At 36.1% G+C, this 15,978-nt stretch carries 15 protein-coding genes; 3 read left to right on the plus strand and 12 right to left on the minus strand.

All coding sequences use genetic code 11. The annotated features are described in order from the left end of the window. Position 1: 1 nt before the first annotated feature. The gene (gene tilS, locus M1V25_RS05350; RefSeq protein WP_498842655.1) at positions 2 to 1,237 is read left to right on the plus strand and encodes a tRNA lysidine(34) synthetase TilS; all 1,236 of its coding nucleotides are present in this window, start codon (positions 2 to 4) and stop codon (positions 1,235 to 1,237) included. Here tilS and M1V25_RS05355 read toward each other — a convergent pair. Further along, positions 1,191 to 2,201, minus strand: a complete 1,011-nt coding sequence (locus tag M1V25_RS05355; protein ID WP_498842656.1) for an agmatine deiminase family protein — start codon at positions 2,199 to 2,201, stop codon at positions 1,191 to 1,193. The genes tilS and M1V25_RS05355 overlap by 47 nt on opposite strands. A gap of 272 nt (positions 2,202 to 2,473) precedes the next feature. On the opposite strand from M1V25_RS05355, the gene M1V25_RS05360 reads away from it, so the two are divergent. Continuing rightward, positions 2,474 to 2,776 carry a hypothetical protein gene (locus tag M1V25_RS05360; RefSeq protein WP_498842657.1) on the plus strand — a complete coding sequence of 101 codons (303 nt, stop codon included), beginning with the start codon at positions 2,474 to 2,476 and terminating at the stop codon, positions 2,774 to 2,776. Further along, a complete protein-coding gene (locus M1V25_RS05365) occupies positions 2,777 to 3,991 on the plus strand; it encodes an MFS transporter (protein ID WP_498842658.1) in 1,215 nt (404 codons plus the stop codon). Between the two features lie 78 nt (positions 3,992 to 4,069). Here M1V25_RS05365 and M1V25_RS05370 read toward each other — a convergent pair whose 3' ends face one another. The 11 genes from M1V25_RS05370 to M1V25_RS05420 form a co-directional block, all read right to left on the minus strand. Further along, positions 4,070 to 4,852, minus strand: a complete 783-nt coding sequence (locus M1V25_RS05370; protein WP_116964470.1) for an ABC transporter ATP-binding protein — start codon at positions 4,850 to 4,852, stop codon at positions 4,070 to 4,072. A 1-nt stretch (position 4,853) separates the two neighbouring features. Next, positions 4,854 to 5,909: a FecCD family ABC transporter permease gene (locus tag M1V25_RS05375; RefSeq protein WP_116964471.1), complete on the minus strand. Its 1,056-nt coding sequence runs from the start codon at positions 5,907 to 5,909 to the stop codon at positions 4,854 to 4,856. Beyond that, entirely contained in the window at positions 5,906 to 6,751 is an 846-nt protein-coding gene (locus M1V25_RS05380; RefSeq protein ID WP_498842659.1) for a heme/hemin ABC transporter substrate-binding protein, read from the minus strand. The genes M1V25_RS05375 and M1V25_RS05380 overlap by 4 nt, the downstream gene beginning before the upstream one ends. Further along, positions 6,744 to 7,424 carry an energy transducer TonB gene (locus M1V25_RS05385; protein WP_498842660.1) on the minus strand — a complete coding sequence of 227 codons (681 nt, stop codon included), beginning with the start codon at positions 7,422 to 7,424 and terminating at the stop codon, positions 6,744 to 6,746. The genes M1V25_RS05380 and M1V25_RS05385 overlap by 8 nt, the downstream gene beginning before the upstream one ends. A gap of 8 nt (positions 7,425 to 7,432) precedes the next feature. Beyond that, positions 7,433 to 9,511 carry a TonB-dependent receptor domain-containing protein gene (locus M1V25_RS05390; RefSeq protein WP_498842661.1) on the minus strand — a complete coding sequence of 693 codons (2,079 nt, stop codon included), beginning with the start codon at positions 9,509 to 9,511 and terminating at the stop codon, positions 7,433 to 7,435. A 62-nt stretch (positions 9,512 to 9,573) separates the two neighbouring features. Beyond that, positions 9,574 to 9,990 (minus strand): ExbD/TolR family protein, encoded by a 417-nt coding sequence (locus M1V25_RS05395; protein ID WP_116964475.1) that lies wholly within the window; start codon positions 9,988 to 9,990, stop codon positions 9,574 to 9,576. Next, positions 9,987 to 10,646, minus strand: coding sequence for a MotA/TolQ/ExbB proton channel family protein (locus M1V25_RS05400; protein WP_116964476.1), 660 nt, complete (start codon positions 10,644 to 10,646; stop codon positions 9,987 to 9,989). Before M1V25_RS05400 ends, M1V25_RS05395 begins: the two co-directional genes overlap by 4 nt. A gap of 5 nt (positions 10,647 to 10,651) precedes the next feature. Further along, on the minus strand, positions 10,652 to 10,939 hold the full coding sequence (locus M1V25_RS05405) for a DUF2470 domain-containing protein (protein ID WP_498842662.1): 288 nt from the start codon (positions 10,937 to 10,939) through the stop codon (positions 10,652 to 10,654). After that, positions 10,936 to 11,460, minus strand: a complete 525-nt coding sequence (locus M1V25_RS05410) for a HugZ family pyridoxamine 5'-phosphate oxidase (protein WP_498842663.1) — start codon at positions 11,458 to 11,460, stop codon at positions 10,936 to 10,938. Before M1V25_RS05410 ends, M1V25_RS05405 begins: the two co-directional genes overlap by 4 nt. A 490-nt stretch (positions 11,461 to 11,950) precedes the next feature. Beyond that, positions 11,951 to 13,141 carry an acetyl-CoA C-acyltransferase gene (locus tag M1V25_RS05415; RefSeq protein ID WP_498842664.1) on the minus strand — a complete coding sequence of 397 codons (1,191 nt, stop codon included), beginning with the start codon at positions 13,139 to 13,141 and terminating at the stop codon, positions 11,951 to 11,953. A gap of 133 nt (positions 13,142 to 13,274) precedes the next feature. Further along, complete coding sequence (locus M1V25_RS05420; RefSeq protein ID WP_498842665.1) at positions 13,275 to 15,968, minus strand: acyl-CoA-binding protein; 2,694 nt, start codon at positions 15,966 to 15,968, stop codon at positions 13,275 to 13,277. Positions 15,969 to 15,978: the final 10 nt, after the last annotated feature.

A 15,978-nucleotide genomic window follows, 5' to 3' on the forward strand; every position in this document is an offset into this window, starting at 1 on the left:
CATGAATACCGCACTTACTAATATTCGAACTTACATTACTCAATATGATAGCCAACACCTATATGTTGCTTATAGTGGTGGGATAGATTCTAGTGCACTTTTATACCTATGCTCACAATTAGCGTCAGAAGTTTCTGTACATGCCATTCATATCCATCATGGTTTAAGCCCTAATGCTGATAACTGGTTTATACATTGCCAAAATCAAGCTTATGCTTTAAATATTGATTTCATCAGTCACAAACTTACTCCTCCTAATAATAAAAGCAATATCGAAAGCTGGGCTCGTAATAAGCGTTATACTTTCTTTCAAGAAGTTTTATCTCTTAACCCTAATAGCTTGCTTGTCACTGGTCACCATATTGAAGATCAAGCCGAAACATTTTTACTAAATGCACTTCGTGGTAGTGGTGTTAAAGGTTTAGCATCGATTGCACCACAACAAGCTTTTGCTAATGGACATTTAATTCGTCCTTTTTTACATTTGACTAAGCATGTTCTACATAAATTCTGTATAAAGCATGGTCTAAAATGGATTAATGATGAAAGCAATGACAATATAAATTTAAGACGAAATGCCATTCGTCATATAATTATGCCTAAGCTTTGTAACATTACAGAAAGTGCAACGATAACGTTGACTAGGAGTGCAAAGCTTTGTGCTGAGGCACATCAATTAATACAAAGTTTCTTATATCCTCTTTTAGATACTGTGCGTGTTGATAAAAATCATATTAACCTTAATCATCTGCACACTTACCCTATATTACAACAAAAGCATATGGTTAAACTCTGGCTTGATGAATTAAATTGCCACGTTTCATTTGAACAACTTGAGCAAGTTTGCCTTGGAATCAGCAAAGCCTGTAGTAATTGGCACTTTGAACTCAGTGATCATATGCTTCACATTGAAAATAAGCGATTGTTTATTACAGCTAAGATGAATGATATCAACCTCAATCACAAGTCAAGTAGAGATGAAATATTTAGCTGGCTTAAACTCCAAAACCCAAGTTTTAATATGCCAAAAGAAGTACTCCTTATACGTAACCGCGAACCTCATGATCGCTGCCAACCGATAGGGCGCAATCACAGTCAAAAATTAAAAATTATTTTTCAAGAAAAAGGAATTAGTGCTGTTAAACGTAAACAGGCTTTAATCATTTGCCTTAAGCATGATCCAAATAACATTATTGCAGTTTATCCTTTTTTTGTTTGTCGTTCTGGGCAAACGTAATTAACTTCTCTGCACTGTCCCCTCTGAGTTGCAAAGACATGCAACGCACACTTCCTCCCATTTTACAAATTTCATAAGAGTCAACTGGAATAACTTTTTTGGTTGTAATCGCAAGTATTTGCTTTAAAGCAATTTTATCCTCAGGAATTCCAAACTGTGGAAAGTAGATATGCTGTTTAGTTACTAACATATTCGTATACAAACCACAAGCTGAACCAAAGTGCTTATCATAGATATTTGAGTAATTATAAGCCGTGATTATCTCATAGAGCTTAACATTTGGCAAAGACTGCTTTAGAGCTTGCTTTAATTGTTCTGCATAAGCCTGATCTTGTGGGTAACTATTGATCACTAAGGTATTTTCATCAATAAAACTAACAATACCATCAGCATGTTCTAAACCCCCTTGTTCATCTGCTTCAATAAATGCAATATTTTTAGCATCTGTTAATACTCTTAATTTATCTTTTGCTTCTTGTGCTGAAAGTTTATTATCACGTAAAAATTTATCACTTAACACTACATTACCTGCGTAATCATCGACAAAATTACCCCCATCATTAATTAAATCTGTCTTTTTAAAAGCAACGCCTATAGACTCAACCAACCGATAAAAGCCTGCTTGTACCGAATCTGCTAACTTTTGACCTAATTTCCCACCCCCTTGTCCTGCTGCGCTATAACGAAACATAACAGGTTGAATAGGGTTAGTAAGTGTAAAATCCCTCATCCATATATCTTGCATAGGATAATTTAACACATGATTTTTACCTAATGTATCTATATAAACCTGATAAAGTCTATCGGAACTCAAAATTAATACCTGATCACCATTGGCAATAATCTTCTGCGCATAGTTAATCTGAAACGCAATGATGTCTTTTTCAACTTTTCTATAATAATCATCATACTCAGGTGGTGATGCAAGCACAATTAGTTCAGCATTAGCAGCATTCATTAACATAATAGAACTCCCTATAAATAGTATAACTCTCACCACCCAGAATACAGATCTTCTCACTTTAAAATTTTCACCTTTTATCTAGGTTCTGTGAACCAAAAAAACTACATAAGTATTTTACATTCCAAATGCCTTGTGTTAAAAACAAATGAGCAGAGTCTTGCGCATAAATGTTATAGTTTGCTGCCTCAAAAAGGAGATGATAATAGAATTTATGACGCCATCAAATATTATTAAGAATTACGACAGCTATCAGGTGGATGGAGGTAATTTAAATGCATCACTATAGTGAAAGTGAGGTTATAAATTACTTCAATCAACTTTCATATGCTAAAAAACAGAAATTCTTGCAAGTAGCAGAGAACGTCTATATCCAAAAAGAGCTAAATTATATTAGCTTCTTATGCCAGATAGCCAATATAACCGCAGAGAAACGAGATATTAATCTTATTCTAAAACTAGCAGCTAATCATTTTTTAAAGGTTGTTGACAGTGAATCAACAACAATAATCTCATACGTTATGCCAGTGCCAGACAACATGCATTATTTTGCTAAATACTTACACAAGGGTAGATGAATGAAGAATTTAAACTGGATTGTGCCATATTACCTATCTCGAGCATTTTCTACTGCGAGCTTTGATCGAGGGATTTTCGTATTGTTCTTGCTCTATAAGGACTTTGACACCGCTCAAATTGGGATATTACAAATTATATTCTATGTGGGTAATATACTCATAAGTATACCGATGGGATTGCTTGCGGATAGATTTGGTTATCGCAAGGTCATGTTATTGGCGCTTTTCATGATGTCATTAGATGCTGTATTACAAATTATGCTTGGCGGCTTTATGATTTTTGCTGTCATTTTCGCATTAAAGGGAGCGATGTTTGCAATTATGGTAAGTGTTCCACAATCCTTCTTTTTTGCTAAATTAAAATCTCTTAATCAAACCCATTTACATATCAAACTTTTAGGGCAAGTGAGGGCAATTGAGTACATTTCTTTAGCAGTCGCCATATTTATTGGCGGATTCTTGCAGTCTATTTCTTGGGAAGCGGTTTATTTAAGCTATGCTGTATTCATGGTTCTAGGTGCCATATGCCTAGGTTTAGTAAGCGATATAAAAAAAGAAGAGAATATAGCACAAGAAATTACTTCTGAGATGAGTATCCTTAAAAACGCTCAACAGTTTAAAACTTTTCTATGTGAAAAATCTAATACGCCGCTCGCTATTCTTGCATTTGCTTTTGCTTGTCTGCAAGGCGTCATAACCCCTTACTTTGTTTTTGCTCAGGAACTGTTTAACTGGTATGGCATGTCTGTTGCGGGTATTGGTACGCTATTTGCTATCATCACAGCCACATCAGGTGTTGCAGTAGTTGTCGCGCATAGGATTACGCACCTGTTTTCTTTCTCTACAGTTAGTTATGTTACAGTCATACTTTTATGGGTAGTCTTGCTTTTAAATATTGTGCCATCGCTGAGCTTGGCTATATGTCTTTTTATTATGGCAATGGTTATTCCAGAAATAGCAATTATTCTATTTGCTGATTACATCCAACATTCTTTACCAAATGAGATTAGAGCAACCGTAACCTCCGTAATTTGGATGCTTGAGATAACGTTGACTTCTCTAGGCTACGCCTTATTTGGGGGACTATTTTTGCTGGTGACACCAAACATTGCAATTGCGTTATTTTCTTTTATCGCATTACTTGTTTTGCTGTTAATGTATATGGTCTTTACTAAATTCAAAATCTCCAAATTTCAAGTGGTGGAAACCACATGAGATTTCAAGTATAAGCAACCTTTTTGATGGATTAAAGTACACCTTGAACTACTTAAAGAGAGAAGAGCGCTTATGGTTTTAAGACAACACAATCACTTTACTATTTTTGTTCTTTAATTCAATAAGCTCAGCCTGTGTTTGGAATGCTTGATAAATATAATTTGATACTAATAAATTCTCCGTTTTATTAAAACCCAGCATCTGCCCATTTTTTAGTAGCACACTTTCCTGATAGTATTGAAGAGCAATATTTAAGTCATGCCCTATAACAAGTACACCAAGTTCATATTTTTTAGCAAGATTTGACAGAATATTTAAGGTTTGACGTTGATAATAAATATCCATGTGCGCACTGTATTCATCTAAAAGCAAATAACCTTCATACTCAGAATTCTCTTGACTAAGTTGTACCAGTGCACGAGCAAGCTGTACACGCTGACGCTCACCTCCAGATAATTGCATATAATTTTTAGTGCAAAAACAGCTACTGTCTAGTAATGACAAGGCTTTCATTGCCTTGGCATAGTCTTTTTCTTTGAAATCACCATTACAATAAGCTAATCTACCCAATAACACATAATCAATAACCTTAATGTCTCCTAGTACCTGCTCATGTTGACTGACAAACGCCATTTTCTGGCTAAGTGTTATTCTTGGCATTTGAGACAGACATTCGCCATCTATCATAATCTGACCAAGGTAATGGGGATACTCTCCTGTGATTACTTTTAGTAAAGTTGATTTTCCTGCACCATTTGCACCTAAAATACCTGTAATCTGTCCTTTTGCCACTGTCATTGAAATATCATGTAATATCACTTTATTCCCAAGCTTAAGGCTAACCTCATTTAGTACCAACATGTTAACTACCTCTTTGTACTTTCTGACTAAACAACAGATAAATAAAATAAGGTGCACCAATTAAAGCTGTCATCAATCCAATCGGTAACTCTGCAGGCGCCAAAACCGTACGTGATAAAACATCGGCAACAGTCAATAATAATGCACCAAAAATGCTAGCTAATAGCATTAAATGCTTGTGTTCAACTCCGATTAAAAACCGTACGATATGAGGCACAACCAGACCTACAAAAGCAATCGGACCTGCAACAGCAGTGCTACTGCCTACCAATAGTGCAATGGCAATAATACTTTTAAATTTCTGCTTTTGAATATTTACGCCTAACATACGTGCAAAGCTTTCTCCAGCAATCATTGCATTAAGATATTTAGCCGTATTGGAAAGTAGGAAAACACTCATAATCACACAAGGAACTAAGAACATGACCTGTCCCCAGTCAATATTAGCCAAACTCCCCATACTCCAAAAAGTAATGCTACGTAAAATGCTATCATCTGACAAATAAATCATCACACCAATTAATGCGCCACATAAAGCATTAATTGCCACTCCTGCCAATACCAAAAGACCAAGATTACTTTGTCCCTTTGTCACAGATAGTAAATATGTTAAAAAAGTCACAACTAAGCTTCCAGCAAAGGCACTCAAGCCTAATCCCCATGTCACTAAAAAAACTGTTTGAGTGATACTTGAAGCCAATAGCAAAAATAAAATTGCAAATAACGATGCACCACTGGTCATTCCTAATAGTGCTGGGTCAGCTAAAGGATTACGAAATAACCCCTGCATGGTTACACCTGATAATGCTAACGCCGCACCGATTACCATTGTTGCTAACAAACGCGGTAATCGTAGCTCAACGATAACTTTCTGCATCAGACTATTTGTGTCAAATACTTGTATCCAACTGATATGAAAAGCACCAAATTGAATGGATAAAAATGCAGACATAGCGAGTAACAATAACAAAGCTATTATCCATAATCGGTATTTATTTCGCTGTACTTGAAAAAGCTTTTGTGCATTTATTATTGACTGGTGACTTACTTGATTCATGCCTCATATACCTTCTTGGCAAGTTGTAAAACTGTATCCCCAAAAGATGCACCAAAATTATCTAAGCTTGCAGCATGAATAGTAGTGATTTTTGTTTGATTTTGTTTATGTAAATATTCTAGTATTTCAGCATATGGCAACGGCATGTTATTTATAGCTTGAGCAACAATAACAACGTCTGGTTTTAATATCATTAACCCCTCTTTAGATGCTGGACGCATCCCTTTAAATGACAGTATGTTTTGTGCACCAATTAAACTTAGCCAACGATTACTTTGTGTATCTGTGCCCAACATGTAGACATTACTTGCGGCTATTTGTAATAAAACGAGCACCTTTTTTGGCTTATATTGATCAATAATTTTAATTGCTGACTGTAGTTTTTGATCCATTTCTTCTATTAGAAGCCTAGCTTCTGTCTGTTTGGCTAATGCCTTTGCAACCATAGTAATATTTGCTTTTACATCTGATAAACCCTTAACTTCCTTAAGACTAATAACCTCTATGTTAAAGTTACTCAAACGCTTAATAACTGAAATAGGAGAAGCTGCTGCATCTGCAATAACTAAATTTGGCTGTAAGCTGACAATACCCTCAATCGTTAAAGCACGCATATAACCAATATCTTTTACCTTTCCTACATTTTCCATAAGCTCAGAATTTCTTGATTGTTTATTACCTATAAACTCAATACTTTCGCTATCAGCACCAACTATACTTTTTTCGCCTAATGCCACTGCAATTGAACTTGCACTTGGACCAATTGTAACCACTTTACTGGCATACGCACTAAATGTACTCAACCAAAGACCAATCATAATTAACCAGAATTTCTTATCCACCTATTTGCTCCTGTAAGTTAAATGAAACTACCTGCACCACTTTTGTAGATACCACTTTGCCTTGACTTAATGCAGGGGTAAATTTTAACTTTTTAAACCACTTAATTGCTGCTTGATCTAATGCTTGAAAACCACTTGATTGAATAATTTTCAACTCTCCAACTGCACCTGTTATTGTAATGTTGGCCTCAATTTTTACCTTTCCTTGTTCATTATTGTTAATTGCAGTAATTGGGTAATTTAATTTAGGTGGGGTATAAGCAAGCTTAGGCTGTCGTGTAATTTCAACCACTGCTTGCTGAGTTTTTACTGACTCTTCATGTTGTTTGAGTGCATGTTCTTTCATTTTTTTATAATCACTATGATGGAGCTTAGTTTCTTTTTTTGTTTTTGTCGTAGCTATAATCTTTTCATCTAATTTCTGCTTATCTATTGACGTATTTGCAAGCTTTAGCTCTTGTGGTGGTTGTGATAAGTTTTTTTGTACTTTTGCTTGAGGCTCTTGTGAAAGCGTGATGCTTTGTAATATTTGCTTAAGTTGCTGTGACTGTAATTGGCTTTCGCCAAGTTGCCACTTTGTAAGGGAATTTGAGCTTAAAACGCCCAATATCGCTAAATTCACTGCAAATGAACCTAGAGCTGCCACAATAAGTTTTAAATAACCTTCAAACATGTATTTACCTAAAAACGATAGCTAAGCTGAGCATAAATACTTCTACCGATTGCTGGCACCAAAGTACTGCCATCATAATCTTGATAGTATTGATCAAAAATATTGTCTACACCCGCCGATAAAGTAAGACCTTTAGCAAAACGCGGTTGCCATTGATAACTTAAGCCCAACAGTGCATAACCTGGTACTTTAGGTGTATTATTAGGCACATAGTTTTGCGCTAAGGCATAATCAAAACGTGTCTGCACAGTGCTATCGATCATCTTAATCGGCACAGCCAATGCAACCATTCCCTTAGCTTGTGGAATAGGTAAGGCACTGCCTGAAGGAATGATCTTGCCTCGATCATTAGTATATGCTGATTTGGTTTTCCCACGCGTATACGTGAAATTAGTCATTACATCAAACCAGTTGGTTTGATAGCCCGCTGATAAGTTAAATCCATAGATCTGCACTTTGGAAATATTAATGTTTTGATTAACTGCTGTTGGTGGTAGTGGTGGGTTAATAATAAGACTAACGTTACTATTTAGAATATAGTCATCAATGTCATTTAAAAACACGTTGCCTGAAACACTTATTTTTTGTGTATCGGTTAAGTCTTGAGCATACACAAAACCAATTGTTTTATTATGCCCAATTTCAGGATTAAGGTTGGGACTTGGGATAAAGCGTAAAAATACATAACTACTATAAGGATGATTTCCACCTAAATATAAGTCTTGAATCGATGGAATTCGATAACCTTCTGTATAACCAATGTAGACCTTAAGTGGCGTAATAACCTGATAGCTGATACTGGCTTGTTTAGTGAAAAATGAGCCATCGCTACTCAAATTACTACTTTGACTTTGATAACCATTAAATCGACCACCAATCGTTACATTTAGGCTTGGAATAATATCCCAACTATCTTGCAAATAGAAACTATAAAGCTGTTGGGTTGCGGTTGGAAAATTTGCACTTGTATTACTGTTATAACCATCATAACCATTAATAAAGTTATATTCACCACCATATAAAAGCCTCTGCTGAATAACTTTTGTATTATTCGAAAACATCACGCCTGTAGTGTTGACATTTATATCTTGAGGCAAGGCATAACCATTACCATTTGTAATGGGGGAAGAACTAAAATGATTCTCGTTATAATAGGCTTTGAAATTCAAATCAACATAAGGATTATTAGGGTTAAATCGATAATTCAGCATACTTTGAGTTTGGAAATAATTAAAGTTAGAGCTTGGATTGGTAACTGAAGTTTGTTTATTTACCGTTGCAGGGTAAAGTCCTACATTTTGCATCGATAAAAAAGAAAGCTTTAACGTTTGTGCTTGCGAGATATTCCAAACGGTTTTTGCTAAATATTGCAGTTGATTACTTGCTGAATCAGATAGGGTTTGACCATTACTTAAACGAACGTTATTATTTCGCACACCTACGATGTCAAATAAATAGCTTACATCTTTTGTTCTCAAAGCAAGACCAAGATTAGCATTACCGCTTTTATCACCCGTTGCCCCTTCTATTGCCACTTTACCACCAAAATTTTGATCATTTAAAATATCACTTGGCTCTAATGTCACAAAATTAACAGCTCCCCCCAGGTTACCATTTCCATAAGTAATATCACCACCAGATTGACTAGCTGAAACTTGTTTATATAAGCTCTGATTAGGTAATAGTCTTGTCTGATTATGTCCAAAAGAAGCCAGATTATTATTCACACCATCAATACCTACAAACACACGATCATCTGTGAGTCCTCCAATACTAACAGACTGTGAGATTGGTCGATTACCACCTATAGTTTGTACACCTGCCATTTCATTTAAAGCATGAATAGTTGATCCTACAGGATTACTAGGTGTTTGTACTGATAGATTAGGTAATACCCTATCATTATCAGATGCTAGTGGTAGGGATATTGCTTTGTCTTTTAACTCTTCTGGCAAAGCTTTTTTAATTGCAAGCACTTGAATTTCATCTAGATCTAACACTCGCTGTTGTTCATTGTTTTGCTGTACTGCATGTGTGGCGTTAGCTATTATCAGCACAATAAAACTTACCAACAATTTTTTCTTCATCGCTATTTCCTGTTTAAATTTGAAGGTTTTATTAAAATTCAAAGATAGTGATAAAACTCAGATTATTTATTAACTTGTATATCTGCTGTTTTTAAGCCGAGTGCTTTCACAAGTGCAAATACCTGCAATATTGTTTGTAATGGCAAATCTTTGTTAGCAGCAAGGCTTATACTATTTAATTTTTGTGTCTGCTGCTTGGTTTGTAAATAAGCTTTCAATGAATCAAGCGTATTAAAATGCATACCATCAACCCTATAATCATCATTTGCTTGTAAATAAATTGTTACTAATTCAGTCTTAGTTTGTTCTGTCACATTGCCCTTGATTTCTGGCAATGGTAACTTGATTACATGCTGGATAGGTCCTGCTAATAAAACAAACATCACCAATAAAACCAAAATAAAGTCTAAAAGGGGAATTAAGTTTGGCTCATCTACCTCAAGACTTGCATGTTCATAATGACTGTGACTAATAATCATAAGGCGACTTGTGTTTTTAGATTAACCATATTGCTTTCTTTTTGCTTAAGCTTCCGCTCATGTTGACGATCTAAGCTAAGCAGCAAGTAATTCAGTGCTTCCTCGCAATTAGCAAGGTAGCGCTCACTATATTGACGGAAGCTATAAAAAGCGAGCAAACTCATCAATGCTAAAGCGATACCAAAGGCAGTGGCATACATTGCTTGAGATAAATACGTGATCATGTTATGTAACCCATTACCATCTAGCGATTGTGCTAAAGCTGCAAAAGAATGACTCATGCTCCAAATTGTTCCTAAAAGCCCGAGCATAGGTGAAATAACTGCAAATAGGTTTAACCAAATAAGTGGTCGTTGCATACGTTGACGCTGTTTCCTAAGCAAAAGACAAAGCTCACTCTCAGCAATGTGTTTTGATTCGATAAAGAGTGGTTTTATGTATTTTAACAACGGTTTTTTAAGCTGACCTAAGCATGCATTAAGTTCTTTCTTATTGTCTTGATTGATTGCTAAAATCATATCAGAAACTCGTTTTAAATTTAGCTTTGGCAAGCTCAAAAAAGTTAATGCTCTTTCGATGCAAAGTGCCACAATAATAAAACTTACCACCAACATGGTATATCCGATTACACCAAATTGAGTAAAAAGATGATTCATGACTGTTATACAACCTTTTCTAAAAACGTTTGTTCATTCATCGCCTGTTGCTGCTTTGCTTTTTTTGTCATTGCAACCAAAACGGCTCTTAACATCGACATATTGGTAACAACATGATCAAAAGAAATGTAATGATTCTTGTGTGTGCTTTGTAGCCACATTCCTTCCTGATCAAAGTAAATCATTTTAATGTCCGTATCTTTATCTTCTTTTTTAATGGCAAATAAATCACAATAAAGATGAAGTGCTGCTTGGTGATCTTGATTCATATGCTCAACCGCACTATTGATCATTTGTAGATTAAACGTTTGTAACAGGCAAAATCCTCTTTAACTACCCAGTTAATATCGCCAAACCCACCAATAAAGCGAACTTTTTCAATTGTTAGTCTATAAAAATGAAAATCGTGCATTTTATCTTGATAATGTGCTGAATCAGGGAAAAACTGCACATAAATTTTAGCTGCCTTTTCTTCATCTTGAGAAGGCACTAAACGTCCCATTATTGTCACACGTCCGGCTTGTTGAATATCTTGTTTATCATCCTCAATCACTGTTAAAGACACCTTATCATCTTTAGCAATGTTACGTGTATGCTGAGCTAACTTACTGATATATAAAATCAAATCTCCTTGTTCATCAAAAGCATACTGCACTAAAGAACCAAATGGGTAGCCTGGCATAGCAATAGATTGAGTTGCTAATACACCATAAAGCTTTTGTTTCGCCAATTGTCTTGCCCGTATTGCAATTTGTTGTTTTTTACGTTCACTTGTATCTGATACTCCATGAACTGATAATTGTTCCTGCGTCATAAATGTCTCCTAATAAGAATGATAACCACTATCAAATAGTTGATAAATGATAATGGTTATTATTTTTAAATCAATAAAAAATGAAGTAATTTTTTAAAATTTTTAAATTGTGTAGCTATCTATATTTTCTATCATTAAAAACCTTTTAAGAGACAAAACCATTTGGTATGCTTCTAATCAAGACTTCGGTAATGAAAGAACAATGTTCCGATCCCCTGTGCAACATAACTGCTATAAGCGGCTAGCAAAAAAAGGGAAGAGTGATGATTATTTGCAATTTTAACATATGCCATAAACATTAAACTTACTGAACACCTAGAGAATAGTGCTTCATATAGATTTTCAACTGAATGTTGAAACTGTGACAGAATTTCCAATTTACATGGGAATTATCTCTATACAGTTTCTAAAGAATACTGAGTTTAAAATTTGATTTTTATCTATATCAGTTTCTAACTCATATAAAGGACGCATAAGTCCATAAAACAAGCTAACATGCTTCAATAATACCAGCTGCCCCCATACCAGTACCAATACACATTGTAATCATGCCATATTTTTTACCAGTGCGCCTTAAGCCATGTAATGCTTTCACCGTCAAAACAGCACCAGTTGCACCCAATGGGTGACCTAATGCAATTGCCCCACCACAAGGATTCACTTTAGCCTCATCAAGTTTTAACTCATTCATAACTGCTAATGACTGCGCTGCAAAGGCTTCATTTAACTCAATCCAGTCAATATTTTCCAATGTAAGATTGGTTTGTTCTAGCACCTTTGGAATCGCTTTGATTGGTCCAATTCCCATAATACGTGCTGGGACACCAGCCACAGCAAAACCTAAAAACTTTCCTAGTGGCTTCAAGTTATGTTTTTTAAGATATGATTCACTGACAAGCACTACAGCAGCAGCACCATCTGAAACTTGTGAGCTATTACCTGCTGTAACAGAACCGCCTTCTGCAAATACAGGTTTTAGCTTTGCAAGTGCTTCAAGGGAGGTATCAGCACGCGCACCTTCATCTTGTTGAATAACTTTCTTGTGATCGATGATTTTATCTTTTGCTTCATCTGGCTTTCTATGATGCACTTCAACAGGAACAATTTCATCTTTTAAATAACCATTTTCAATTGCACTCAATGCTTTTTGATGACTTTTTAATGCAAACTCATCTTGTTGTTCACGAGAGATATTCCAATCTTTTGCAACATTTTCTGCGGTAATCCCCATTCCATAAGCAATAGCTACATTCTCATCTTTTGTGAATATTTCACTACTAAACGAAATATTATGTCCACCAAATGGAATCATGCTCATTGATTCAATCCCACCTGCAATAGCAACCTCCATATTACCCCTGGCAATTTCATTAGCAGCAATCGCAATCGATTGAAGCCCTGAGCTACAATAACGGTTAATCGTAAAAGCAGGCACTGAATCTGGCAATCCTGCTAAAAGCGTTGAAATACGTGCCACATTCATCCCTTGCTCACCTTCTGGCATCGCACATCCTATGACAACATCACCAATATCTTCAGGATTAATTCCTGACTCTTTTACCGTTACTCTTAATATATCTGCTAATAAATCATCTGGTCGCTTCTTAGCAAAACCGCCACGCTTACCTTTTGTGACAGCCGACCTTTTAGCAGCAACGATATATACATTTTGTTCACTCATCAGAACACACTCCCAATTTTAATTTTCTTTAACTGGAGTGACTTATGCTTTTGCAATTTTTTATCGTTAAAAGTAACAACGTGAGTCACTCCAGTTATTTACATCAACTTGATTAATTTTAATCCAGTCAAACCTAATTTCTCAATGGCTTCCCAGTTTCTAACATATACTGCATCCTCGCAGCACTCTTCTCAGACAAAGCAAGTTCAACAAAGTTTTCAAGCTCGCGTTTCAGTAACCAATCCTCAGACACTAATGTATCTTTTTCAATTTCACCACCACACATCGCATCAGCAAGATTTGTTGCAATCTTATAGTCATGTGCTGAGATCTGATTACCATCACGCATATTCACTAAAAGACCTTTCACTGTTGCAATCCCCGCTTCACCAAAGACTTTGACAGGCAGTTTCAATGGTGGTTGATATCCACAATAGGCAAGGTATTTAGCTTTTTCAATTGCAACACTTAAAATTTCTTTGCTATTCATTACAACTGTATCGCTTTCACACAAAAAGCCCATTTCAATTGCTTCATAAGCACTTGTTGCTACTTGCGCCATTGCTAAATTCTTATAACGTTTTTCAAATTCTTTCCAAGGATCTTGAGCAACTGATGCACGTTTTGCCATCTCTTTTGAACCACCCCAGCCAGGAATAATGCCAACACCTGCTTCCACTAAACCAATATAGCTTTCATGAGCAGCCACAACTGCATCGCAGTGTAAAAGAATCTCGCACCCACCACCAAAGGCAAAGCCTTTTACCGCTGCTACCACTGGGATTTTACTATAACGCAACTCTTGAGTGATGATTTGATGCCCCTTTTGAATAACCTCATACACAGCATCTTTACCATTCATCATGAACTTAAAGCCAAATTCCTCAAGGTTTGCACCTGCTGAAAAAATATCTTGTTCTTGCCAAATGACCATTGCTTTTAATTTTTGCTCGACAATCTTGATGGCTTGTGAAATGCCATCTAATACATCCGAACCAATTGCACACATTTTACTTTTAAAGCTTAAAATGCCCACCTCACCATCAATTGTCCATAAACGTACGCCTTCATTCTCATAAAGTGTCTCTGCTAGAATATCGCTATGCTCGTTAAACACATAATCTTGAATCAATTGTCGATCATATACCGGTAGTTGCTTGCGTGTTATCAAAGCATTATTTGCAAAGCTAAAGGATTGATTGTCACCATAAACCCCCTCTTTTAACTCGTGCACCCAATCTGGTAATGCTCGCGCTGACAAAGTCTTACCTAACCTAATATCTTCCTCTATCCAATGGATGACTTTGTGCCAACCTGCTTGCTGCCAAATTTCAAAAATTCCCTCTTTCCAACCAAAGCCCCAACGAATCGCCAAGTCCATATCTTTAGGATAATTTGAAATTTCACCTACAAGACAAGCTGCGTAATGAAAGTTATCTCTAAAACATGACCATAAAAATTGTGCTTGTGGGTGATTTAGATTTTTTAATTTCTCAAGTTTTACTGACCAGTTTTTTTCAGCCAAAATTTCTATTACTTCTTTATCTGGCTTTTGATCAGATAAACGATAGGTTTTGGTTTGTAAATCCAATACTTTTAAGCCATCTTTTTCTTTAACATAGAACCCTTTTTTAGTTTTCTGACCAAAAGCACCTTGCGCCAGTAGCAAATGAATCCAGTCTGGCAGTTTATATACCTTCTCCCAACCATCTTTAAGATTGTTTGCCATTGTATCGACCACGTGACCAAAGGTATCAAGCCCAACAACATCTGCTGTTCGATAAGTTGCACTTTTAGCACGCCCTAGCTTTTTACCCGTTAAACCATCAACAACTTCCAATGGAATATTAAATTTTTCCGTGTAATAGCAAGTTGCCAACATAGAAAAGACGCCTAAACGGTTTGCAATAAAATTTGGAGTGTCTTTGGCACGAATAATGCTCTTACCTAATTTTTGCACCAAAAAGGTTTCGAGCTCATCTAATACTTCTGGCTTGGTTGTATGATGAGGAATAAGTTCAACCAATGGCATATAGCGTGGCGGATTAAAAAAGTGTACCCCACAAAAACGTGCATGCAGTTGTTCTGGCAAGCTTTTAGTTAATGCCTTAATACTTAATCCTGAAGTATTAGACGCAAGAATCGCTTTACTTGAGACATATGGTGCTATTTTGTGATATAAATCCTGCTTCCAATCCATCCTCTCAGCAATTGCCTCGATAATTAATCCACAATCTTTCAATTTCTCTAAGTCGTCATCGTAATTCGCCGCGGTGATATAGTGTATCGCTTTAGATGAACTAAATGGTTTAGGATTGAGTTTCTTGAGTTTCTCAAGTGATGCTTCAACTAAAACATTGGCTGAGCCTTGCTTTGCTTTTAAGTCAAATAAAACAACTGGAATCCTAGCATTACCAAAGTGTGCTGCAATTTGAGCCCCCATGACACCTGCTCCTAAAACCGCAACCTTCTGAATACAACGCTGAGCTTGCATCTCACTTAATAAGGGTTGATTTTGAGTATGACTATTTTCTTGTTTAGCTGATACCGACATTTTTGGTGCAATTTCTACTTTATCACCAAAAACAGATAAATAGCCTTTCATTGCCTCTTCTTTGCTTTGCCCCTTGATCGAATTCCAAGCCATCCACTTTGCGCGCTCAACCATTTTTAACACCGACGGGCATTTGCCATCAACATCACCCACTGTTGCCTGTTTATAAAAGGCGTATAGTTTTAATTTCTCAGTGTTATCTGGTTTGAACTCAATGGTCGCATTGCGTACTGCTTTTACCATTTCATTAAACTTTTGCTCCAACTCACTCATTAAGGGTCTC

This window comes from Candidatus Nebulibacter yamunensis, assembly GCF_024208055.1.
Classification (GTDB): Bacteria; Pseudomonadota; Gammaproteobacteria; order Francisellales; family Francisellaceae; genus Caedibacter; species Caedibacter lacustris.

Excerpts from the sequence above, each read along its gene's own strand:
- M1V25_RS05410 (WP_498842663.1), bottom strand. The coding sequence starts at position 11,460 with ATGACGCAGGAACAATTATCAGTTCATGGAGTATCAGATACAAGTGAA.
- M1V25_RS05375 (WP_116964471.1), bottom strand. The coding sequence starts at position 5,909 with ATGAATCAAGTAAGTCACCAGTCAATAATAAATGCACAAAAGCTTTTT.
- M1V25_RS05400 (WP_116964476.1), bottom strand. The coding sequence starts at position 10,646 with ATGAATCATCTTTTTACTCAATTTGGTGTAATCGGATATACCATGTTG.
- M1V25_RS05420 (WP_498842665.1), bottom strand. The coding sequence starts at position 15,968 with ATGAGTGAGTTGGAGCAAAAGTTTAATGAAATGGTAAAAGCAGTACGC.
- M1V25_RS05355 (WP_498842656.1), bottom strand. The coding sequence starts at position 2,201 with ATGTTAATGAATGCTGCTAATGCTGAACTAATTGTGCTTGCATCACCA.
- M1V25_RS05415 (WP_498842664.1), bottom strand. The coding sequence starts at position 13,141 with ATGAGTGAACAAAATGTATATATCGTTGCTGCTAAAAGGTCGGCTGTC.
- M1V25_RS05365 (WP_498842658.1), top strand. The coding sequence starts at position 2,777 with ATGAAGAATTTAAACTGGATTGTGCCATATTACCTATCTCGAGCATTT.
- M1V25_RS05390 (WP_498842661.1), bottom strand. The coding sequence starts at position 9,511 with ATGAAGAAAAAATTGTTGGTAAGTTTTATTGTGCTGATAATAGCTAAC.
- M1V25_RS05385 (WP_498842660.1), bottom strand. The coding sequence starts at position 7,424 with ATGTTTGAAGGTTATTTAAAACTTATTGTGGCAGCTCTAGGTTCATTT.
- M1V25_RS05370 (WP_116964470.1), bottom strand. The coding sequence starts at position 4,852 with ATGTTGGTACTAAATGAGGTTAGCCTTAAGCTTGGGAATAAAGTGATA.
- M1V25_RS05405 (WP_498842662.1), bottom strand. The coding sequence starts at position 10,939 with ATGATCAATAGTGCGGTTGAGCATATGAATCAAGATCACCAAGCAGCA.
- M1V25_RS05360 (WP_498842657.1), top strand. The coding sequence starts at position 2,474 with ATGCATCACTATAGTGAAAGTGAGGTTATAAATTACTTCAATCAACTT.
- M1V25_RS05395 (WP_116964475.1), bottom strand. The coding sequence starts at position 9,990 with ATGATTATTAGTCACAGTCATTATGAACATGCAAGTCTTGAGGTAGAT.
- tilS (WP_498842655.1), top strand. The coding sequence starts at position 2 with ATGAATACCGCACTTACTAATATTCGAACTTACATTACTCAATATGAT.